This window comes from Verrucomicrobiales bacterium, assembly GCA_016793885.1.
Taxonomy (GTDB): Bacteria; Verrucomicrobiota; Verrucomicrobiia; order Limisphaerales; family UBA11320; genus UBA11320.
On record JAEUHE010000121.1, the window covers coordinates 18549 to 37495 of the forward strand.

Consider the following 18947-nt stretch of genomic DNA (forward strand, 5'->3'; position numbering starts at 1 on the left):
AGAGGTCAAGCAACCACCTAAGGTGCCGATGTATACCCGGGTTGGACTGGAGCTTCGGAGCTGACATTTCGGGGGAAGTTTCGGCGGAGTCACCGGTTGGAATACCCTTCGACAAGCACCGACTCCTAGAGGTCATGCAAATCACTGAGTTAGCGCAACAACCGCCAAAGAATGGCGATCCCGGTGGTGCGCCTCGCGCCCGCACGCTTCCAACACCCCATCGGCACGCCGCCCTAGGGCTCCTTCACGCGCTGTTTCTGCTCAGCATCACTCTCACGAGGATGCACGCTGACAGCGTGGATGAAAGCAAGCGAGTCGCAGACCTGAGCCTCGAGGAACTGATGAATGAACCAGTGACCTCGGTTTCCAAAAAGGAGACCAGGCTGGGGAACGCCGCGACCGCCATCTCGGTCATCAGCCCAGATGAAATCCGACGCAACGGCCATACTACCATAGCCGAATCGCTGCGGATGGTGCCCGGATTGAACGTCGCCCGCATCGACCAACACCAGTGGGCCATTAGCTCACGGGGCTTCAACGACCAGTACGCCAACAAACTGCTGGTCATGATAGACGGCAGAACCGTCTATTCGCCGACTTTTGCCGGCGTTTACTGGGATGCGCAGAACCCGATACTGGAAGACTTGGAACGCATCGAAGTCATCCGCGGACCTGGGGCGACGCTCTGGGGTGCGAACGCCGTCAACGGCGTCATCAACATCATCACTCGGAGCGCGAAGGAAACCCAGGGAACCCTCCTCTCCACGGGCTTCGGTTCAGTCGACAGAAATGTGTCCAGCGCGCGCTACGGTGGTGTGTTGTCCAGCAATCTGTATTACCGGGTCTACGGAAGCTTCACGGATCGCGAGGGTTTCGACCGCCTGGATCGGATCGAATCAGCCGACGATTGGAAACTGTACCGTGGAGGACTTCGACTGGATCAATATCTCAGCGACGAGCGGCGCTTGACTTTCCAAGGGGACTATTACGCCGGCTCCTTTCGAGGAGCGGAACGAGTACCCATCCTGGTCGCACCCTACTACATCGACGTCAACGAGAACCACCGCTACAGCGGGGGAAATGCGCTGACTCGTTTCACTCACCCTCTATCGGAGGATTCGAAACTCACGATCCAAGCCTTCTACGACCGAACACAACGCAGTTATCTGGGAGTGAACGAACTGCGCGACACAGGCAGTCTCGACATGCAGCAGCAGTTCAAGCTGGGCGAGAGTCACGAGTTTCTCACGGGCATCGAATACCGCATTACTAAGGACCGCTTCCTCATGGATTCAGGAAGATCCAGCTTCAATCCCGCAGGGCTTACCGACCATTTAGTGGGAGCCTTCCTGCAGGATGAAATCACTTTGATCGACGATCAACTGCGACTCACTGTTGGCTCTAAGATTGAGCACAATGATTACTCGGGGGTCGAGATCCAGCCCGGGGCACAACTGATCTGGACACCCTCGTTGCACCAATCTCTTTGGATCTCAGTGTCTCGGGCCGTGAGAAGCCCATCCCGCTACGAGCGGGATGGACGCATTCATGTCCGCGCCTTCCCGTCCGGTATCGGCCCCACCCCGACGGTCCTCGCCAGCGTCGTGGGTCGGGACGGCTACGATTCCGAGAACCTCCTCGCTCACGAGTTCGGTTACCGGATCGAGCCCTCAGCGCGGCTATCGATCGATGTCGCGGCCTTCTTGAACCTATACGACGACCTCAGAATACTCCAAGACCTTGATCCTATAGCTCAGTCCAACCCGCCGCACCTTCTCGCGCCTATCTCTCCCCTCAATACCCAACGGGCCGAGACCTTCGGCGTCGAGGCCGCTGCGGTGTGGCATGTCACCGACTCGTGGAAATGGACCGCCGGTTACACCTGGCTGCGGATGAACATCCGCCCCGTCGATAGCGAGGAGGGCGATAGCCCCCAACATCAGGTCCATGTCCGGACCAGCTACGACTTGACGCAGGATCTCGAACTCAGCGGCGCTCTCTACTATGTAGACCAGGTGCCCAATCAGCCGGCACCCCCCTATTTTCGGCTCGATCTGGGAGTAAGTTGGCAACCCTGGCGAGGGGTGGAATTGAGCCTCCATGGACACAACCTACTCGACAACCGACATCCAGAATTCAACAGCTTCAGCAGCCCTTCAAGGGTCGAGATACCCAGGAGTGTATTCGGTCGCTTGACAGTAAAGTTCTGAAAGCTGGCAATGAACTGCATTCAATTCATTCGAGGCTTACTCGTGAAATGGACGGCCAGCAGGGAACTTTTCCTGTCAGGCTGGAAGCTGCTGCTCGTCCTCAGCCTGGTAACACCTGCGTTCATCGCGATCGAAAAAGGTGTGGCCGCCGATGTAAGCAAGGAGCTCCAGGTCAAATGCTCTTACCTGCACAACTTCGCCAAATTCGTAGAGTGGCCACTGGGATCATTCGCATCCGAAAGCAGCGCGCTGATCATCGGTGTTTGCGGCAACGATACTCTCAGGGGCGAGCTCGAGGCTCAGGTCAAGGAACGAAGCCTCGGCAAGAGACACTTCCAGATCACCAGGATTGAGAAACCCGAAGACATGGCTGGCGTTCATCTCATCTATATCGCCGATGCGCCCGATTCGCTTTGCTCTCAGCTGATCGCAGCTGCGACATCCAGTGCGGCACTGACAATCGGAGAAACCGACGAGTTTGTCCGCTCGGGCGGGGTCATTCGTTTCGTCCTCGAGGAGGGGAAAGTCCGATTCGAGATCAACCAAGGGAGCGCGGAGGCTGCCAGGCTCAAACTGAGCCCTCAGCTGCTGAAACTGGCCCGCGTAGTGAGGAGAAAGTAGAAGACACAGGAGCGCTAATAGCTATGCAAGTGGGCCGACATCTTCCGATCCAAAGAAAACTAGCCCTGACCACCCTGCTCGCCAGCGGCATAGCGCTGGTGCTGGCCGGCCTGGGCTTCATCGCATACGAGATCGTAACCCGACGAACGGTTGTCCTTCGGGATGCTCTCATGACGGCTGAAATGGTCGGGAAATACTCTTCCGCCGAGCTTTCCTTTGACGACGCTGAAGCAGCAGAACGAAGCTTAAAGGCCCTAGCCGCGAACCAGTATGTCATCGCAGCCTGCGTCTATAACCGGGACGGAAAGCCGTTCGCCCGCTTCCAAAGCAACCCCCTTGCTCCCCCGTTCCAGCCGCCACCTCACCAGGCGCAAGGCAACCAGTTCGGGTCCTCCGAGTTGGAAGTGTTCCAACCCATCGTCCATGAAGGGGAGCCCCTGGGCACCGTGTACCTCCGCCTCAGCCTCCGGGACATGCACGAGCGCCTCTGGCGCTACTGCCTCATCGCCATCCTGGTACTGATCATTGCGGGCAGCCTCAGCCTCGGGCTGGCGGCGACACTTCAGCGATCCATCATCCAGCCCATTACCGAACTCGTGCAGGCGACCGACGTTCTGATTGAACGCAACGACTACAGCGTGCGCGCTTCCAAGCGAGGTAACGATGAGCTGGGCCGCCTGGTGGATGGGTTCAACAAAATGATGGCGGAGATCCAAGAACGTGACTCCGCCCTGCGCCAAACCCACAGCGTCTTGGAGGATCGCGTTCGCCAACGAACTGAGGAGCTGACCGAATCAAATCAGCGACTCAGGGCTACCGTGCAGGAAGCGGAGCGGCTGGCCTTGAAAGCCCAGGAGGCGAATCGGGTCAAAAGCGAATTCCTCGCCAACATGAGTCATGAGATCAGGACTCCCATGAACGGCGTTCTAGGATTTACCAACCTGCTCCTTGAAACGCCCCTGACGGAGGAGCAACGCGACTTTGCAAAGACCGTCAAAAGTAGTGCGGAAGGCCTATTGACCATCATCAATGACATTCTGGATCTTTCGAAGCTCGAGGCCGGCAAACTGAACATCGAGCAGGTCGACATGCAGATCGCAACGATTCTCGAGGAAGTGATGGCGCTGCTCGCGGAACGTGCAGGAACAAAGCAGTTGGATCTGCTGTCGCTGGTCCGTTCGGATGTCCCACCGGAACTCCGCGGTGATCCTGTCCGCTTTCGACAAATACTGCTGAATCTCGCCGGCAACGCCATCAAGTTCACCGAACGAGGAGAGATCCTTGTCGAGGTGTCGCTCCTCGACGAATCCCCCAGCCATGTCCGGCTCAAGACCACCGTGCAGGATACCGGGGTCGGCATCTCTGAGGACGCGCTCGCCCGACTCTTCAACGCCTTTCAACAAGCCGACAATTCGACCACCCGGAAGTATGGTGGAACGGGACTGGGACTCGTCATTACGAAACAGTTGGTCAACTTGATGGGGGGTGAGATTCACGTTGAAAGCACACTGGGGAAGGGATCGACCTTTACGTTCACTGTGCAGTTGGCCAAACAATCTCAGCAGCCCCCCACTCAGAGCGCCCCTTCGAATTGCCGTCCATGGGGACCCAGACAAATTCTCATAGTAACGCCATCGCCCGCAGCCCATCGTGTGCTCCGGCATCACTTCGACTCCTGGGGGCTCGTGTCGTCCCACGCGAGTAACCCAGCGGAAGCCTGGGCCGCGCTCGAGAAGACCTGGCAGGAGGAGAAACCCTTCTCCCTTGTTGTGGCGGACGGTAATACGTTGCCGGATCCTACCTGGATTTTCACCGAACGGCTAAGAGCCGACCCTCGATATGCCGCCCTGAAGGTTCTGTTGCTGATTCCAATCAACGCACGGTTCGCTTCAGTGGATACGTGTCCGCCTGCTGGAATTCCGCAATTGCAGAAGCCTCTGCGAATCGCGCTCCTCCGCGAACAGCTTCAGACCCTGTTCCAGGCTCCGCTAGAGGATGGATCAGCCCAGTGGAGGCGTCAGCCAGAACAACCCCCCGCTGATCTCAACCGCGAGGGTACATCACCCACAGTCAACGCTCTCACCGAAGTCGGCTGGAAACCCAAGATTCTTTTGGTCGACGACAACGCCGTCAACCGCAAGCTTGCCGCCGGATTCCTGCGTCGTTTGGGCCACGAGCCCGAAATCGCTCACAATGGCTTGGAAGCGATCTCAATCGTCACTCGAGTTCACTGCGATCTGATCTTGATGGATTGCCAGATGCCGGAAATGGATGGCTACACGGCAAGTCGCGAAATCCGTCGATGGGAGGAATCTAACTCGAAATCCGGTGCTGCTTCCATTCGGATCATCGCGCTCACAGCCCACGCGATGGCGGGCGACGAGGAGAAGTGCCTGGCAGCAGGAATGGACGACTACCTCACGAAACCAATCGCATTCAGCAGCTTCGCAGCCAAGCTCAATGAGCACTTGCAGGTAATCAGACCGTCCTCCAGCACGCCAGCAGCAGCCCCCTCCGATCCACGAGGGAGAAGATCCTACTAAGATCAGCGGCAGGCACCAAAACGCCATACCCAGCCGTGCATAGACAAAAAAAGAAGCGGCCGGGTTATGGAACCGGCCGCTTTAGCCCGAGCACACACTCGAGGACAAACTTTCTTCTCTGGACTCCCCACACATAGGAGCCGGAAAACACAGCAGAACTAACCACACTGGCTAGACCACACTTTCACACGAGAACCGAACAAAAATCTCAAACTAGCCAGTGCCACACCTCACACGAGGTCGAACACGGGGATAATGTGTACTGTTTCCGATTTTTGTGCATGTCACCCATTTGAGTGACAAGCAAGAAACGACCAAACTAGGATCCTAAGACATTGATAAATAGACGTTTACAACATCTCACTCAACCATCGCCCGGAATATTTTCTTCAAAATGGCATTAGAGAGACGTTGTCCACCACTCTCAATAGCGGTGGTTTCGTGTCGAGAATCGGTGCCCCAAGGACTTTGATTACAGGTGAGAGACCTCGGTGCGATTCCGACACCGACTCCGTCGGCACCGAAAAGCCGTAGAGGGCTATCGCACTCCATAGCGCTTCGCTAAGGACGCAAGCTATATGGAGTGCGGCACTCCTGTGCCGCTTTTGCCCCTCCCGACGTAGTCGGGATTCCCTCCAAGTACGTTACGACCTCACCCACTTCCATCCTACCCCATCCACACACGCCGCTCAGCTAGACCTGAGCTCTCGCGACAATCTGCTCGACGGCCCACGAAGCGTGTTCGGAAATCAAAGGCTCCGGATCGCACGCCGCTCGCCGAAGATCAGGCAAAGCGCTCGAGTCGCCGACGTTCCCCAAGGCGACGCAGACATTTCTGAGCAGCCCCTTCCGCTTGGAACGCAGGAGTGGAGTGTTGGCAAAACGGGTTTTGAACTCCGAGTCAGTCAATCGGAGAAGCTCGAGGAGCCGCGGCTGCTCGAGCTCACTCGAATAGTGCTCGCGCATGAGTCGCCCCTCCTTGGCAAACCGATTCCACGGACAGGCCGCCAAACAGTCATCGCAACCAAAGATTCGAGTGCCCAGGGCCGCACGAAACTCGCTCGGAATCGGCCCCTTGTTCTCGATGGTGAGGTAGCTGATGCATCGACGGGCATCCAACTGAAAAGGCGCCACGATGGCTTGCGTCGGACAAGCCGAAAGACAACGCGTGCAGGATCCACAATGATTGCGTTCCGATGCATCGGAACCCAAGGGCAGAACCGTCAGAATCTCCGCCAGAACAAACCAGTTCCCCAGCCGACGGCTGATCAACCCGGTATGCTTCCCAACAAATCCGAGCCCGGCTCGCTGCGCGAGATCCCGTTCGAGCAAGGGGCCGGTGTCCACGTACCAGAGCGAGGAGTTCTTCTGGCCCGCCAAACGATCCAGTTCGGCCGACAGCGATCTCAGGCGAGCCGCGAGCACGTCGTGGTAGTCGGTATGGCGAGCGTAGCGCGCGACCACCCCCATCGGCGATGCTCCGCCAACAGGATCGGAGGCGGAGCCAGCGGTCGCTGCATCCGTCGGCGCAGGCTCCCGGTGGTAGCTGACCGCCAGGCTAATGACACTGCGCGCTCCCGGAAGAACGAGTTGCGGATCCATGCGTTTCGCCGCATTTCGCTCCAAATAACTCATGCCTCCCTGAAATCCCTTGGCCAGCCAGTCCTGGAATCGAGGCGCCGATACCGGAGCGGAGGCAGTGGTGAAGCCGCAGGCATCAAAACCCAAACCGAGGGCCAGCTTGCGGATCTCGTCTTTCACCGGAGCGCCGCCTGGAAATGATGGGCGATCTGTTGAGCCACCTCGCGGCTAGACCGCGACTCGGTGTTCACCAGCACATCCGCTTGGCGATACGCAGCCTCCCGGGCGGAAAGGAGGGAGCGAATTCGCGACAGCGGGTCGGCATCACGAAGCAGCGGCCGGTGGGTCTGGTGGCGGATGCGCTCAAAAATCGTCTCCGGCGACGCCCACAAACAAACCACCAAGGAATGAGTCTTGAGGCGTGCGAGATTCTCAGGATTGCTTCCAAATCCGCCCCCGGTGGAAATCACTATCCGGCTCCTCTCCTCGAGCAGAACGCCGACCTGGCGTTCGAGATCACGAAATGCCGGCTCCCCATACTGGGCAAAGATCTCGGTAATCGTTTTGCCGACCCTCTGTTCGATCATCAGATCGGTGTCTACAAACTCGAAGCCCAGACTCTCGGCAAGCAAATGTCCAGTCGACGATTTGCCCACGCCCATGAACCCAATGAGCGACACATTCCGAATCGTTCGGGGAGGAGAAATCATCACAAAAAGCAAAAACTCACCAAGCAGCCAGTGCTTGGTGAGTTGATAAGGAAACAACCAATGCGGCTCCCCGTTATTTCGGGAGGAGCGTATGGGAGTTGGACCCTTCGTCCTGAGACAAGCTCAGCTGACGACGCAGTCCGATGGAGTCCGCCATGACCACCGAACCATCAACCAGGGCGATCTGACCCGCATTGACGTGATTGGTCTTGGACCAGCTCGCGGTGTACGTGTCCGGCTTGCCATAGCTCCCGGAGAAGGAGGTCACATTCACGCGGCCAGCGCGGCTGCAAGTAGCACCCGAGCCACCTTCCATATCAAAGTCACCAGCAGTGAAGCTTTCCGCTCCCGACTTGCCGATGCCGCCGCCGTCCATGATCACCCGAGCATCAACCCCGATGCCGTAGGCCAGATTGATGTCCCGAATCCGCGAGAAGGTCGTGGCCGCCGGACGATATTTTTCCACCGTCGGACAGGTCAGGATCTTCGAGGCGTTCAGGTAGTTCGACATAACGGAGTAATGCTCCGCGGCCGTGGTCTTACCATTGCTGCCACCCTTGTTGTAGGGAACCAGCCAGCAGAACTTGTCCTCATAGTCATGCAGCCACATGATATGAGCAGTAGCAATCTGCTTAATGTTGGCGATGCACTGAGTACGGCGAGCCTTGGTCTTGGCCTTGCCCAAGGCAGGCAAGAGCATGCCGGCGAGAATCGCGATAATCGCGATCACGACCAGCAACTCGATCAGCGTAAAGGCACTGTGAGCCTTGCGAAAACTAAAACGACGCATATTTGTTTCCTTTCTTTCTGGGGTTATCTACCGGCTCTGCAACAAAAACGCTCACCAAGTCTTTTGAACCTGGTGAGCGTGAACAATTTTTTACAAAACCGGCTGTCCAATACTCACCTCAACTGATTACGGAGAGGTGTGGGTCGGACGCACCATGCGGGTCCGGAAGGATCCAGCGGAGGCGCAGGAGGCGGCAAAGAACTGAACCAGCTGTCCAGGAGCGACCTGATGAGCGCTGCCGTCAGCCAAACCGAGGTTACCATTGTTGTTGTGCAGCAAGGTATCCCAGTTGATGGTGGTCGGGGAGGTCAGTTCGTCAGGGTTGCTCTTGTTACCCTTGTATTCGAGCATCTGATCAGAACCGGAGGCCGTCGGAGCCGGGGCCGTCAGGTTACGATCACCGGTCAGAACGGTCTGCGCACGGGTCTCGTCAGCATCCCATCCAGCCATATAGCTGAGGTGATTGGAATTGCGGCCGATCTTGGCGCCGCCGCCGAACGGAACAGCTCCCGCGTTATCAAACGTAGTAGCCTTCTCTTTGCTGTCGCTCGGGCAAACCAGGACCTTAGGAACGGTCACTTCGTTCGACATACAAGCATAGGCATCACCCAAGGAACCGAAGACCTTGCCGATGTTCGCACCGGCAGCGTCAGGGACGCAGCCGCCGTTCTTGGCTTCCAACTGCCAAGGAAAGCGCTCGTTGTGATCGTTCGACCAGATACGGAAAGCAAGACCGATCTGCTTGAGGTTATTGACGCAGCTGATACGCGATGCGCGGGCTTTGGCTTTGGCCAGAGCCGGCAGGAGCAGACCTGCCAAGATAGCAATGATCGCGATAACGACCAGCAATTCGATGAGCGTGAACGCCCGGAACTTTGAGCTAAGACGATGTTTCATGTGTGTTTCTGTGTTGTTTGGATGACGCTTTAGTAAACTCTCGGTCCGCCATTGTGTCAACATCGGACAAGAACTTTTTAGCATCAGAGGTGCCAATACGGTTTTTCCCCTAAATTCCACATTTCCGAACAAAAGGGGCCAAAATTAAGCACCAAATTCACGCAAAAGTGCGCGGGAATCACGCATCTCTGCGTGAAACTAACCCCCCACCCTCGCTCTCCAGCAACCAGGCACCCGGCACGCCGCGCAATCTCCCGCCCAGCCCCAATCTCCCCGAACCGCGATTCGTTGACTAGAAACAAACCTAACGTCAACCATACCACAGACTAATGAGCGTCAGTTCGCTTCCAACCGCCCTCATTACCAGCGAGGACCGAAGATTTACGGGGCGATGCCACGTGTTTTTTACGCTGTCCCTGGCCCTTCGTGCCGCCAACAGTCCTCTTTTGCCGCGTCGCGGAGTCATCTCTGCCGTTTCGCTTCGGCGGCAGGACGGCACCCAACCGCAAAGTGATGGAGGCAGCGGGTCCGCAGTTGCATGCGGCAACCCACTGGGTTTAGCCTCGACGCGATGCCTCTCTGCCGGGTGATTTTGGTCCTCAGTCTGTTCGCGATTCTCGTCGGTTGCACACCGCAACCCGAGACGCAGGCCGACGATCAGAACGAACCTTTCTTCGTCCTGGGCCGAAAGCTGGTGATCGAGCGGGACTTCAAACGTGCCGTCGATTCCTTCGAAAAGACACTGGAACTGAACCCACGGCATGTCGGCGCCCACTACGAAGTGGCTCTCCTCTACGAGACCAAGCTCAACGAACCTGCCATTGCCCTCTACCACTACAAGCAGGTGCTCCGACTTCGCCCCAACGGACACCCCGCTGAGATCGTGATGGCCCGCATGAAGGGTTGCGAACAAGAGATCGCCAAGAACGTGGCACTTGTCCAAGTGGATCCCGCGGTCATGGCCGAACTGGAACGATTGAAGGAGGAAAACCGACGTCTTCAACGCGACCTGGAAACCATGCGCGCGCTCGCTTCTTCGGCCATACCAACGGTTTACACAAATCCTCCACCCCCCAGCCCGGTCCGAGCCACCAACCGCCTTGACGATCCTCGGACGACCACCCCGACTCCCCGCGATCGCAGCCCCGGGTCGCAGTCGCCCTCCTCCACCTCTCACCGAGAGACGAACCGCCTCGGCCAAATCTCCACGAATCCCGGCCGCTCCTCCTCGCCCACCTCACCCCAACCCGGACCCGCACGGCCAACCGGCGCGCGCGTTCACTATGTGAAAGAGCGGGAAACATTTTCGTCCATCGCCCGCCGCTATGGGGTCGGGGTCGCAGCGCTGCGGGCCGCCAATCCTTCCCTCAATCCCGAACGACTGAAGCCCGGTCAAGCGCTGCAGATTCCAGCCCGATAGCACCCGTCCGGCAGCCACCGAAGGGTCAGCGCGAACGCCAGGCGTCCACCCAACCCCAACCGCACCCGATCAGCAAACCGGCGGTGTGGACGACATTAGCCACCCGCGCTCCGCCTCCGAGCATGGAGTCGCTTCCCAACAACTGAAACTGCTCCATCCAGCACCAGACAAAGTAAATCATCATCATGGTGACATTCTGCGAGGGCATCTCTATCCCGCTCAAGGGGTCCTGCCTTCCCCGGATCCACGCGTAGCCAGCCAGCCCAAACGCCACGCCCGAGATCCCTCCAAACAAAGGACTCTGCATCACGACGAACTGCGCCAGGTTGGGGACAGCGGAGGTCACCAGCACAAATCCCAGTAGATAGAAACTCCCCAGCCGAGCCTCGAGCAGGCTGCCCAGGGTTAAAATCATCAGCGAGTTGCAGATCAGGTGAATCCAGCCGAAATGCACCAGCATCGGGGTCACGAGTCTCCAGATCTCCCCCGCCCGAATTTCCGGGAGCCACTGGCCTCCACCAAACCAGTTTGCAGAGATGGTGAACTGCAGCACGGCCTCCAGATTCTCCCCACGATCCGTCAGCACGAACACCAGGGCGCAGGCCACCAGGATCAGGATCGACATGGGACCAGGGCCAAACGCCTCCGTGTTCCGAACCAGGTCCGCGCGCCGCCGTATCCACGGGGAGGCCTTCCGCCCCTGTTCTGGCCCACGCGACCGCCTCGGCTCGGCCGACGGTTCTTTCACGGGAGCCGTGAACCGCAGGCCGGCTGGATCCTTCAGAAACTCGGACAAATGCTCCTTGGCTTTCGGGATCAACTCATCATCCAAGATCCAAAGCTCGCAAGATCCGTCCGCATTCGTTTCCAGACGAGCTTCGATCCCCTCACGCGAGAGAAAGTCGTTAAAGGTCGTCCCATCCGAAAGGCTCCGTAATTGGCCAATGCTTCGCATACAACAGTTCGAAGGCCACTATGGAGGCAACTGAAGCCGATGGGAAGAGAGGGTTCAGAAGCAGTTGGGTAGCGCCGACCCCCTGTTGGAAGAGCCTGTCAGGGAACAGGCTCATTTTCCGCGGGAAAATTACCGAGCAGCCTGTCGCGACGATTCCTACGAGACAGGTCAGCACCACCGGGCTCAACAGACCCACAGCCAGGCTGGGGTCCGTTGGAGACAAGGGCGGCTGGGTGCTAGACTCAGTTCAGCTTCGGCAGCTCAAGGCCGGGAGGTAGGGACGGAATCGGGGCATCTTTGGGCTCCCCAGACTTGTTCTCGTCCTTCTTCTCCGCCATGAACTCACGCCGTTCCTTAAGAAGGTTGTCGATGGACCATTTGTCCACCAAATAGACCCACTTGTCGTGGATTTGCTCCTTCTTGAGCTTTTCCTGCAGCTTCTGCACCTTCTCCTTAAACTCCTTGTCGAGCTTTTCCTTGTCCTCAGGCTTCTCGTCTTTGCCGGGAGCTCTTTCCTTCGGGATGTCGGCGGTGGTGCCAACCTGAAGGAAGTAACGGCTTTCGGCATTCGCCTTCCCGACTTTGACCAGGTAGGTGAACCCGTCGAAGGTCTGCAGCTGGGCGGTCAAGGGCTTGTCCAAGCCCGTGTCTTCGGGCTTTTGATCCGCGGTGGCCACATCGTGGAAGCTCGGGGAGTTAAGCAGAAAGTTCAGGGAGGAAGTCTTGCCGGCGTCGACCTGTTCGGTCGGCTTGGCATCCGCCAACTTCCATTCGCCGTTCTCAGTCTCGCGAGACATGGCCCAACTGTTGGAAGATTGAAGGGCCGTCACCGTAATGGATCGAAGCTTCTCGACCTTGAGAAAATCCTTGTCCAACCACTCCTCGCCCTTTGGCTCGGCGTTTTGGAAGGCCTCGGAAACCAAGGCGACGTTCTTGGAATCGCCTCCCGCCATCACATAACGCCCGTCCGGCCACCCACCCCCACCGAACTGACCCCCCGCAGGGGATTCTTTCATGTGCTTCTTGCCCAACAACAGGGTCGTGATGGACTTGCCGGACTTATCCTTGAAGTCCACCAGTGTTCCCGAGTTGGTGGTCTTGTCGGGCGCCACTAGCTCAAGGCGGGCCAATTGCCCAGACCCTGCCTTGACCGGCTGAGCGATTTTGACGTCGCGAACCTTCAGCAGAAAATCTTGAATGCTGCCAAAATTGGCGGGGTATCCCCCACGCTCCGCTACGACCCAGATGTCCGATTGCCGGGTCAACGTCAGCACGTTGGTCTGGCTCTTAATGCTGATCGACTCGACCTTGTTCACGTCAAAGTCAGGGATCAACTTCTCGCCCATCTTCTGGGCGGACTGACTCCAGGTAGCCTGGTCCTTTTGGCTCAAGTTGTAACCGATGCCACCGACCACAGCGCCGATGACAATGAGAAGAATGAGTTGGTTGCGATTCATTTGGCCCCCGATCGATTCTTGCGGACAAAATACACTGCCAGCCCCGCGATGATCACCACCAGCGGCATACCGGCAATATTCACACCTTTGAGAAACCCTTCCAGCGACTCACGATCCTTGCGCAGATCCTTCTCGACCTTGCGCAGGCTGACCTTCGCCTCGGACTCCTGCTTCCGGAACTTGTTGATCTCGGCCTCCTGCTCCGGAGACAGAACAAACCGTTGGCCAGCCTCCTTCTTGTGCTGCTGAAGCTCGGTCAACTTCGCCTGCGTCTTCTGCAGTTCCTCCTGGAGGTCCTGAATGGCCTTCCGGTGCTTGGACTGCGCCTTCGCCTCCATCTCCTGCACCACGGTGAACGGACGGCTGGAAACGGCTCGGCTGCGCACCCGGATCAAATTGCTGTCGCCGGCCAACTGCTCCACCATGTTCTGGGCGAAGGACAGATTGTCATTGAAATATTGAACCATCTTCTGACCGAAAAAGTTCTGTACTTGGACGGCGAACTGATCATAGACGAAGTCTGAATCGCCCACCAGCACCACCACGCCCTCTCCCTTGCTCTCCTTCAGGGAGCCATCGGCCGGCTTGTCCTCCTTCTTCTGATCAGCCTCCTTGGAGTCCTTGTCGGCGTCCTTGGCTTCGGCGGACGGTTTGCCATCCGGATAGGCCGACTTGAATTTGCCTTCCAGCCGAACCGCCAAAGCGTATTTCTTGCCCGAGGGAGCAAACTTATCGATGATGTCCTTGCTGCTGAATTGAGCCTGGAAACCATCCACCTGCTGAGACTCCGTGGTCGTCTGCAGCAAAATGGTCTGCTTCAACCCCGCGGCCGGTGTCCCGGAGAAATACCCACCAAACGGGATCATCACCTTCTTCAGCTGACTGGTCAGAATATCATCCTTCTCGATGCCCGTCTCGTTGACGGTCAGGAACGCGGGCACTTTCTCCCCGCCGCCGCGTTGGCCCCGGCTCAGCATGGTGGCGTAGGTCATGTCGGCAACCACCTTGGAGTTGTCAAATGTCAGACCCCAGGCCTTGACCAGCTTGTCCAAGTTGGAGGGGCCGCCAGGCATGTTAGCCATCATGGGATTCTGCGGATTCGCCGGCTTATCAACCAAGGACATCGCATCCAGGAAGGCAATCAGCTTCCCTCCGCGCATCACAAATTGGTCGATCGCATACTGGGCCTTGTCGGTGATCTCCTTGGGATGGATCACCATCAGGACCTGAACATCGCTGTCGATGGACTCCGCCTCCATGGGGACCTGCTTCACCTCGAAATCTCTTTGGATTTCCTGGATGAAGTACCAGGGCTCCTGAGGCTGCTGCTGCTGCATGCGCATCATCATCGGGTTCATCGGTTGACCGAAAGCCGGCAGCGGAGTCATGACGCCCACCACCGCCTTTTTCGGGTTCATAACCTGCGAAATCGCCCGGGCAATGTCATACTCCAGCAAGGTTTCACGCTGCGGATCCAGGAAGGGAATGGCCACCTTGTCCGGAGCGATGCTCACCGCCAGGCCCAGGTAGATCTCATCCTGGCCCATCTGGATTTGTTGGCCTTCAACGCCGTCCAAACGGGCGGCATCCTGCTCGTCCGAGTTGGGCTTCGGACTCAGTTTCTTCAGCTCGATCCGACCTTTGGAGCGGACCTGAAACTCATGGAGCAGATCTTCCACCCGCTGACCATAATTCCGGATCACCGGATGCACCTCGCGGTCATTGGTGAAATAGAACCGGATCTCAACGTTCTGATCCTTCGTCGCCAATTGCTCAAGGATCGTCTTGGTGCCATCGGAGAGGGTGAACAACTTCTCCTGGGTGAAATCGACACGCGTCTTGACGAAACCCAGGATCACGTTGGCCGCAACGATGATCACAAACATGATCGCCACACCCGCCACTGAAAACAGCAGCTTCTCAGTCTGTTTCTTGTTCATGTGTTAACCTGGTTTGGAAAATTTAGTTGCCGGACCGAATGTTGCGAATGATGACTCCGGTGCAGAACAGCGCCAGAATCACGATGGACAAAAAGAAGAACAGGTCGCGACTGTCAATCACACCCCGCTGGAAACCGGCGAAGTGAGGCAGCACGCTGAACGTCGCCACCACGTCCACCAACCGCTCGGGGAGCAGACCGCCCAGGAACTCAGTCACCGGACTCCAGCCCACCGCGATCAATCCGAAGCAGATCACCACCGACAAAATGAAGCTGATCACCTGGTTCCGGGTCATCGCCGACGTCATGCAGGTGATTGCCAGATAGGCACCCGCCAACAGAATGCTTCCGATGTAGCCCGTGAAAATCGCTCCCATGTCAGGACTGCCGAGATAGCTCACGGTCAATACCGTGGGGAATGTCAGCAACAAGGCGATGACCAGGAACAACCAGGATGCCACGAACTTGCCGACGATCGCCTGCCAAGGGGTCACCGGCATGGTGAGCAGAAGCTCCAGGGTCCCCAAACGACGCTCCTCGGACCAGACTCTCATCCCCGCGGCCGGCACCAGAAAAAGGAACAGCCAGGGATGCCAATCAAAGAATGGCCTGACTAAAGAGGCCTCCTGACGCTCAAAGAAGCCGCCCAGAAGGAAGGTGAAAATCCCCGAGAGCCCGAGAAAAATGACAATGAAAACATAGGCGACCGGAGAGGTGAAATAGGAGCTAAACTCCCGCTTCGCTATCGTCTTGATGGTGCTCCAACTGCTCATGATTGACCTCCCTTGGTGGTGTCGGAAATAGTGATCGACCGGAAGACCTCGTCCAATCGGCCTTCTTCGGGATGAAGATCCTCAACGTGCCAGGACTCCCGAGCGACGAGCTTGGCCAACTCGCGAACCAACACGCCGTTGGCCGACTTGTCCTGGGGATAAACCCTCAGCCATACCAGCTCGGCGCTTTCCTGAACGATGTTGACCTTGCGAACCCCGGACACCGCCGAAAGCTTGTCCTTGGCCGCCCCGGACGGAACGCCACTGACCTTGACGGAAACCACGCCGGCCAGGTCGGACTTCTGCCGGAGCTCAGCCGGAGTGCCATTCGCTACAATCCGACCCCGATCGATGATGATCGCGCGCGAGCAAACCGCGTCGACTTCCTCAAGGATGTGCGTGGAGAAGATGATCGCCTTCTTCTCGCCCATGCGGCGAATGAGATTCCGAATCTCATGCTTCTGGTTCGGATCCAGGCCGTCCGTAGGTTCGTCCAGGACCAAAACGTCTGGATCGTGAATGATGGATTGGGCGAAGCAGGTCCGATGGCGATACCCCTTGGAAAGCGTGTCCACGCTTTGATGCAGGACCGACTCGAGGAAGCACAACTCCACCGCGCGATGAATGGCTTTCTTGCGCGAGTCACCATGCAGGCCCCGAATTTCAGCCGCGAAGTTCAGAAAACCCAATACCGTCATGTCGTTGTAGGACGGGGCGTTCTCAGGCAAATAGCCGATCAGCTTTTTGGCGGGGATGGGGTTCTCGACCATGTCGAAGCCACCCACTGAAACGGTTCCTTCCGACGGCGGGATGAATCCGGTGACCATGCGCATGGTGGTGGATTTTCCGGCGCCGTTGGGCCCCAGAAAACCAAGCACTTCACCCCGTTCCACCGTGAACGAGATGCCATCCACCGCGCGTTTTGCGCCGAAGGACTTTTTGAGATTCTCGACTTTGATCATGATAGTTCTGCCTAGGTCGAATAAAGACGGCTGCTGGATTTATACGCGCCGGGCTTAGTTGTAAAGACGGGGGTTCATTACATTTTTGTAATCATGAGAAGCCCATGAAAACCAACAACCCAGAGCTCATTCCCGGGCCACCCGAAGTGCATCCACAAAGGCGGCGGCGCGCTGCCGAAGCCAAGGCCAATCACCCTCCGCGATCCGACTTGCTCGGAAGAGGGGTGTCCCAACGCCAAATGCGCTCGCTCCCGCTCGCTGATACTCCGCCAGTGTCTCCAGATCGATGCCCCCGGTAGGCATCAGCCGCACCTCACCCAGCGGAGCCTTCACGCTGCGGATATAGGCCGGCCCAAGCACCTCGGCAGGAAAGACCTTTACCAGCGCCGCCCCCAAGTCCCAGGCGCGGGCGATTTCCGTGGGAGTGAAGGCCCCGGGAAACACGGGAACTCCTAACTCCACACAGCGAAGGATCACGTCCTCGCGCACAATGGGCGTGACAATAAACGTGGCTCCCGCTTCCAGTGCCTGCTCCAACAAAGCCACCGATGTCACAGTTCCGGCCCCAATGTTCATCTGAGTGCCGACCAAGGCAACGGCCGCCTTGATCTGATCCATCGCCCCGGAGGTGTTCATCGTGATCTCCAGGTTTTTGAGTCCGCCCTCACCGACGGCCTCGACCACCGGCGCTAACCACCGGGCCTCCAAGCCACGAAGGATTCCCACGATTGGCAGACTCTCGAACAGGGGTTTGGAAAACGCTGATTTCATGTCGAAGGAGGGAGGCTGTTCAGGCCGGATGGGCGGCGGAGGCGCGATCCAAGAGAAGGCGATGTCCCCGCACGGAAGCCATCGCCATGTCGTCCGGCTCGACCACGGTGGTTCGTGGCAGCAGGCCCAGACGTTCCAAAGCGGTTCGGTAGGCCACGCTCACTAACGCGGTGGCCGCGAGGAGAATCGGCCTGCTGGGGGGATCAGAACGCAACGTCTCCAGCTCGGATCCAATCAGCAACCCGCTGAGGAACCATCGATTCGACTTCGGGGGAACCCGATGCAGCACGGTACGGCACCGGGTCTGAAACAGGCTCGCCGCGAGACCGGCCGTGACCGAGGCATCAACTCCCTCCAAGAACGCCTGCCGACAAACCGGCTCTTCCAAGGAACCCGACACCTCCGCACCCGAGGACCTCGTAACCGAAGCGCGAAGCAGGCTGTGGGAGGACAGAACGTCAAAGAGCTCCCCCGTCATGAACGTGCGCAGGCCGGTGACGCGGGAGTCATCAACCTGCGCGTGCTTGGAATGCGTCCCCGGAAGCACCACGCGGGCCGCCGTCCGAAAAGAAGCATGGTGTCCCGCAGTAAAAAGCCCGAGTAACTCCGTCTCTTCGCCTCGCATCATCTCATCGGCGAACGCCACCCCTGACACCAGATGCACCTCCGCATGCCGCTTTCCCGAAAGCGGCAGCGCGAGCACTTCCTGACGCAGAGTGGATCCATCCAACGCCATGGGACCGGGAGCGTAGGGAACCTCCTTCCATCCCACCGAAGAGGAGGCCATCCCGGAAATCATCACACAGATGGGCTTACCCGGAATCGAGGCCGCGGGCGGGGGAAGGATGCGCTGCAGACGATCTTGAAGGAATTCAGCAAACACTTGCTCACGACAAACGGAGTCTCCTTCGCGACACTGCTCCAGGAGGCTGCGGGCGCCCGATGCCTCTCTTAACTCCTGGAGGATCTGGCCGCTACCTCGATCGACCTCGCGCAAACGAAACGAGGTTGTCCCCCAATCGCAGCTAAAGAATGTGGCCCGCTGTGGCATGATGCCGGGCAGCCTAGGGATACCCGCCCCACAGCGCAACGCTGGAACGGTTGCCAGGTGTGGCTCTCTCCAAGTGAAGGCCGTTTGGGATTCCCCTCCGGGGAGGCGGACAAGCGGTAGAGGCCTCTGAGCATTACCCACAAGTTCTTCGACCAAATGTTAGAATCCCAAAGGGATTCCGCCTCAAAGCCCAGGGTTGGCGCGACGCAGGAGCGCCTACCCTGGGTTAGTCGTTGTTTTCTCACAACCCCATCGCGGGTTGCGCTT

The 18947-nt window shown here is 58.1% G+C and carries 15 protein-coding genes; 4 read left to right on the top strand and 11 right to left on the bottom strand.

All coding sequences use genetic code 11. The annotated features are described in order from the left end of the window. Nucleotides 1–134: 134 nt before the first annotated feature. From JNN07_13600 to JNN07_13610, 3 genes are read left to right on the top strand one after another with little or no spacing between them, the layout of a single operon-like run. Nucleotides 135–2210 carry a TonB-dependent receptor gene (locus JNN07_13600; GenBank protein MBL9168767.1) on the top strand — a complete coding sequence of 692 codons (2076 nt, stop codon included), beginning with the start codon at nucleotides 135–137 and terminating at the stop codon, nucleotides 2208–2210. Between the two features lie 9 nt (nucleotides 2211–2219). Then, complete coding sequence (locus JNN07_13605; protein ID MBL9168768.1) at nucleotides 2220–2831, top strand: YfiR family protein; 612 nt, start codon at nucleotides 2220–2222, stop codon at nucleotides 2829–2831. Nucleotides 2832–2854: 23 nt separating this feature from the next. After that, the gene (locus JNN07_13610; GenBank protein MBL9168769.1) at nucleotides 2855–5374 is read left to right on the top strand and encodes a response regulator; all 2520 of its coding nucleotides are present in this window, start codon (nucleotides 2855–2857) and stop codon (nucleotides 5372–5374) included. Nucleotides 5375–6067: 693 nt separating this feature from the next. Here JNN07_13610 and queG read toward each other — a convergent pair. The 4 genes from queG to JNN07_13630 form a co-directional block, all read right to left on the bottom strand. Further along, a complete protein-coding gene (queG, locus tag JNN07_13615) occupies nucleotides 6068–7114 on the bottom strand; it encodes a tRNA epoxyqueuosine(34) reductase QueG (GenBank protein MBL9168770.1) in 1047 nt (348 codons plus the stop codon). 17 nt (nucleotides 7115–7131) lie between these two features. Continuing rightward, nucleotides 7132–7665: a shikimate kinase gene (locus JNN07_13620; GenBank protein ID MBL9168771.1), complete on the bottom strand. Its 534-nt coding sequence runs from the start codon at nucleotides 7663–7665 to the stop codon at nucleotides 7132–7134. Nucleotides 7666–7738: 73 nt separating this feature from the next. Then, on the bottom strand, nucleotides 7739–8455 hold the full coding sequence (locus JNN07_13625) for a prepilin-type N-terminal cleavage/methylation domain-containing protein (GenBank protein MBL9168772.1): 717 nt from the start codon (nucleotides 8453–8455) through the stop codon (nucleotides 7739–7741). Nucleotides 8456–8581: 126 nt separating this feature from the next. After that, complete coding sequence (locus JNN07_13630; GenBank protein MBL9168773.1) at nucleotides 8582–9352, bottom strand: prepilin-type N-terminal cleavage/methylation domain-containing protein; 771 nt, start codon at nucleotides 9350–9352, stop codon at nucleotides 8582–8584. Nucleotides 9353–9890: 538 nt separating this feature from the next. Here JNN07_13630 and JNN07_13635 point away from each other — a divergent pair. Further along, nucleotides 9891–10772 (top strand): LysM peptidoglycan-binding domain-containing protein, encoded by an 882-nt coding sequence (locus tag JNN07_13635; GenBank protein MBL9168774.1) that lies wholly within the window; start codon nucleotides 9891–9893, stop codon nucleotides 10770–10772. 25 nt (nucleotides 10773–10797) lie between these two features. Here the strand turns inward: JNN07_13635 and JNN07_13640 are convergent, their stop codons facing one another. The 7 genes from JNN07_13640 to JNN07_13670 form a co-directional block, all read right to left on the bottom strand. Continuing rightward, the gene (locus JNN07_13640; GenBank protein ID MBL9168775.1) at nucleotides 10798–11727 is read right to left on the bottom strand and encodes a rhomboid family intramembrane serine protease; all 930 of its coding nucleotides are present in this window, start codon (nucleotides 11725–11727) and stop codon (nucleotides 10798–10800) included. A gap of 242 nt (nucleotides 11728–11969) precedes the next feature. After that, nucleotides 11970–13184: a DUF4340 domain-containing protein gene (locus JNN07_13645; protein ID MBL9168776.1), complete on the bottom strand. Its 1215-nt coding sequence runs from the start codon at nucleotides 13182–13184 to the stop codon at nucleotides 11970–11972. Next, nucleotides 13181–15124, bottom strand: coding sequence for a Gldg family protein (locus JNN07_13650; protein MBL9168777.1), 1944 nt, complete (start codon nucleotides 15122–15124; stop codon nucleotides 13181–13183). Before JNN07_13650 ends, JNN07_13645 begins: the two co-directional genes overlap by 4 nt. Before the next feature lie 22 nt (nucleotides 15125–15146). Beyond that, the gene (locus JNN07_13655; protein ID MBL9168778.1) at nucleotides 15147–15896 is read right to left on the bottom strand and encodes an ABC transporter permease subunit; all 750 of its coding nucleotides are present in this window, start codon (nucleotides 15894–15896) and stop codon (nucleotides 15147–15149) included. Beyond that, entirely contained in the window at nucleotides 15893–16858 is a 966-nt protein-coding gene (locus JNN07_13660) for an ATP-binding cassette domain-containing protein (GenBank protein ID MBL9168779.1), read from the bottom strand. Before JNN07_13660 ends, JNN07_13655 begins: the two co-directional genes overlap by 4 nt. Nucleotides 16859–16984: 126 nt before the next feature. After that, complete coding sequence (locus JNN07_13665; protein ID MBL9168780.1) at nucleotides 16985–17629, bottom strand: bifunctional 4-hydroxy-2-oxoglutarate aldolase/2-dehydro-3-deoxy-phosphogluconate aldolase; 645 nt, start codon at nucleotides 17627–17629, stop codon at nucleotides 16985–16987. A gap of 19 nt (nucleotides 17630–17648) precedes the next feature. After that, entirely contained in the window at nucleotides 17649–18680 is a 1032-nt protein-coding gene (locus JNN07_13670; GenBank protein MBL9168781.1) for a 2-dehydro-3-deoxygalactonokinase, read from the bottom strand. Between the last annotated feature and the right edge of the window lie 267 nt (nucleotides 18681–18947).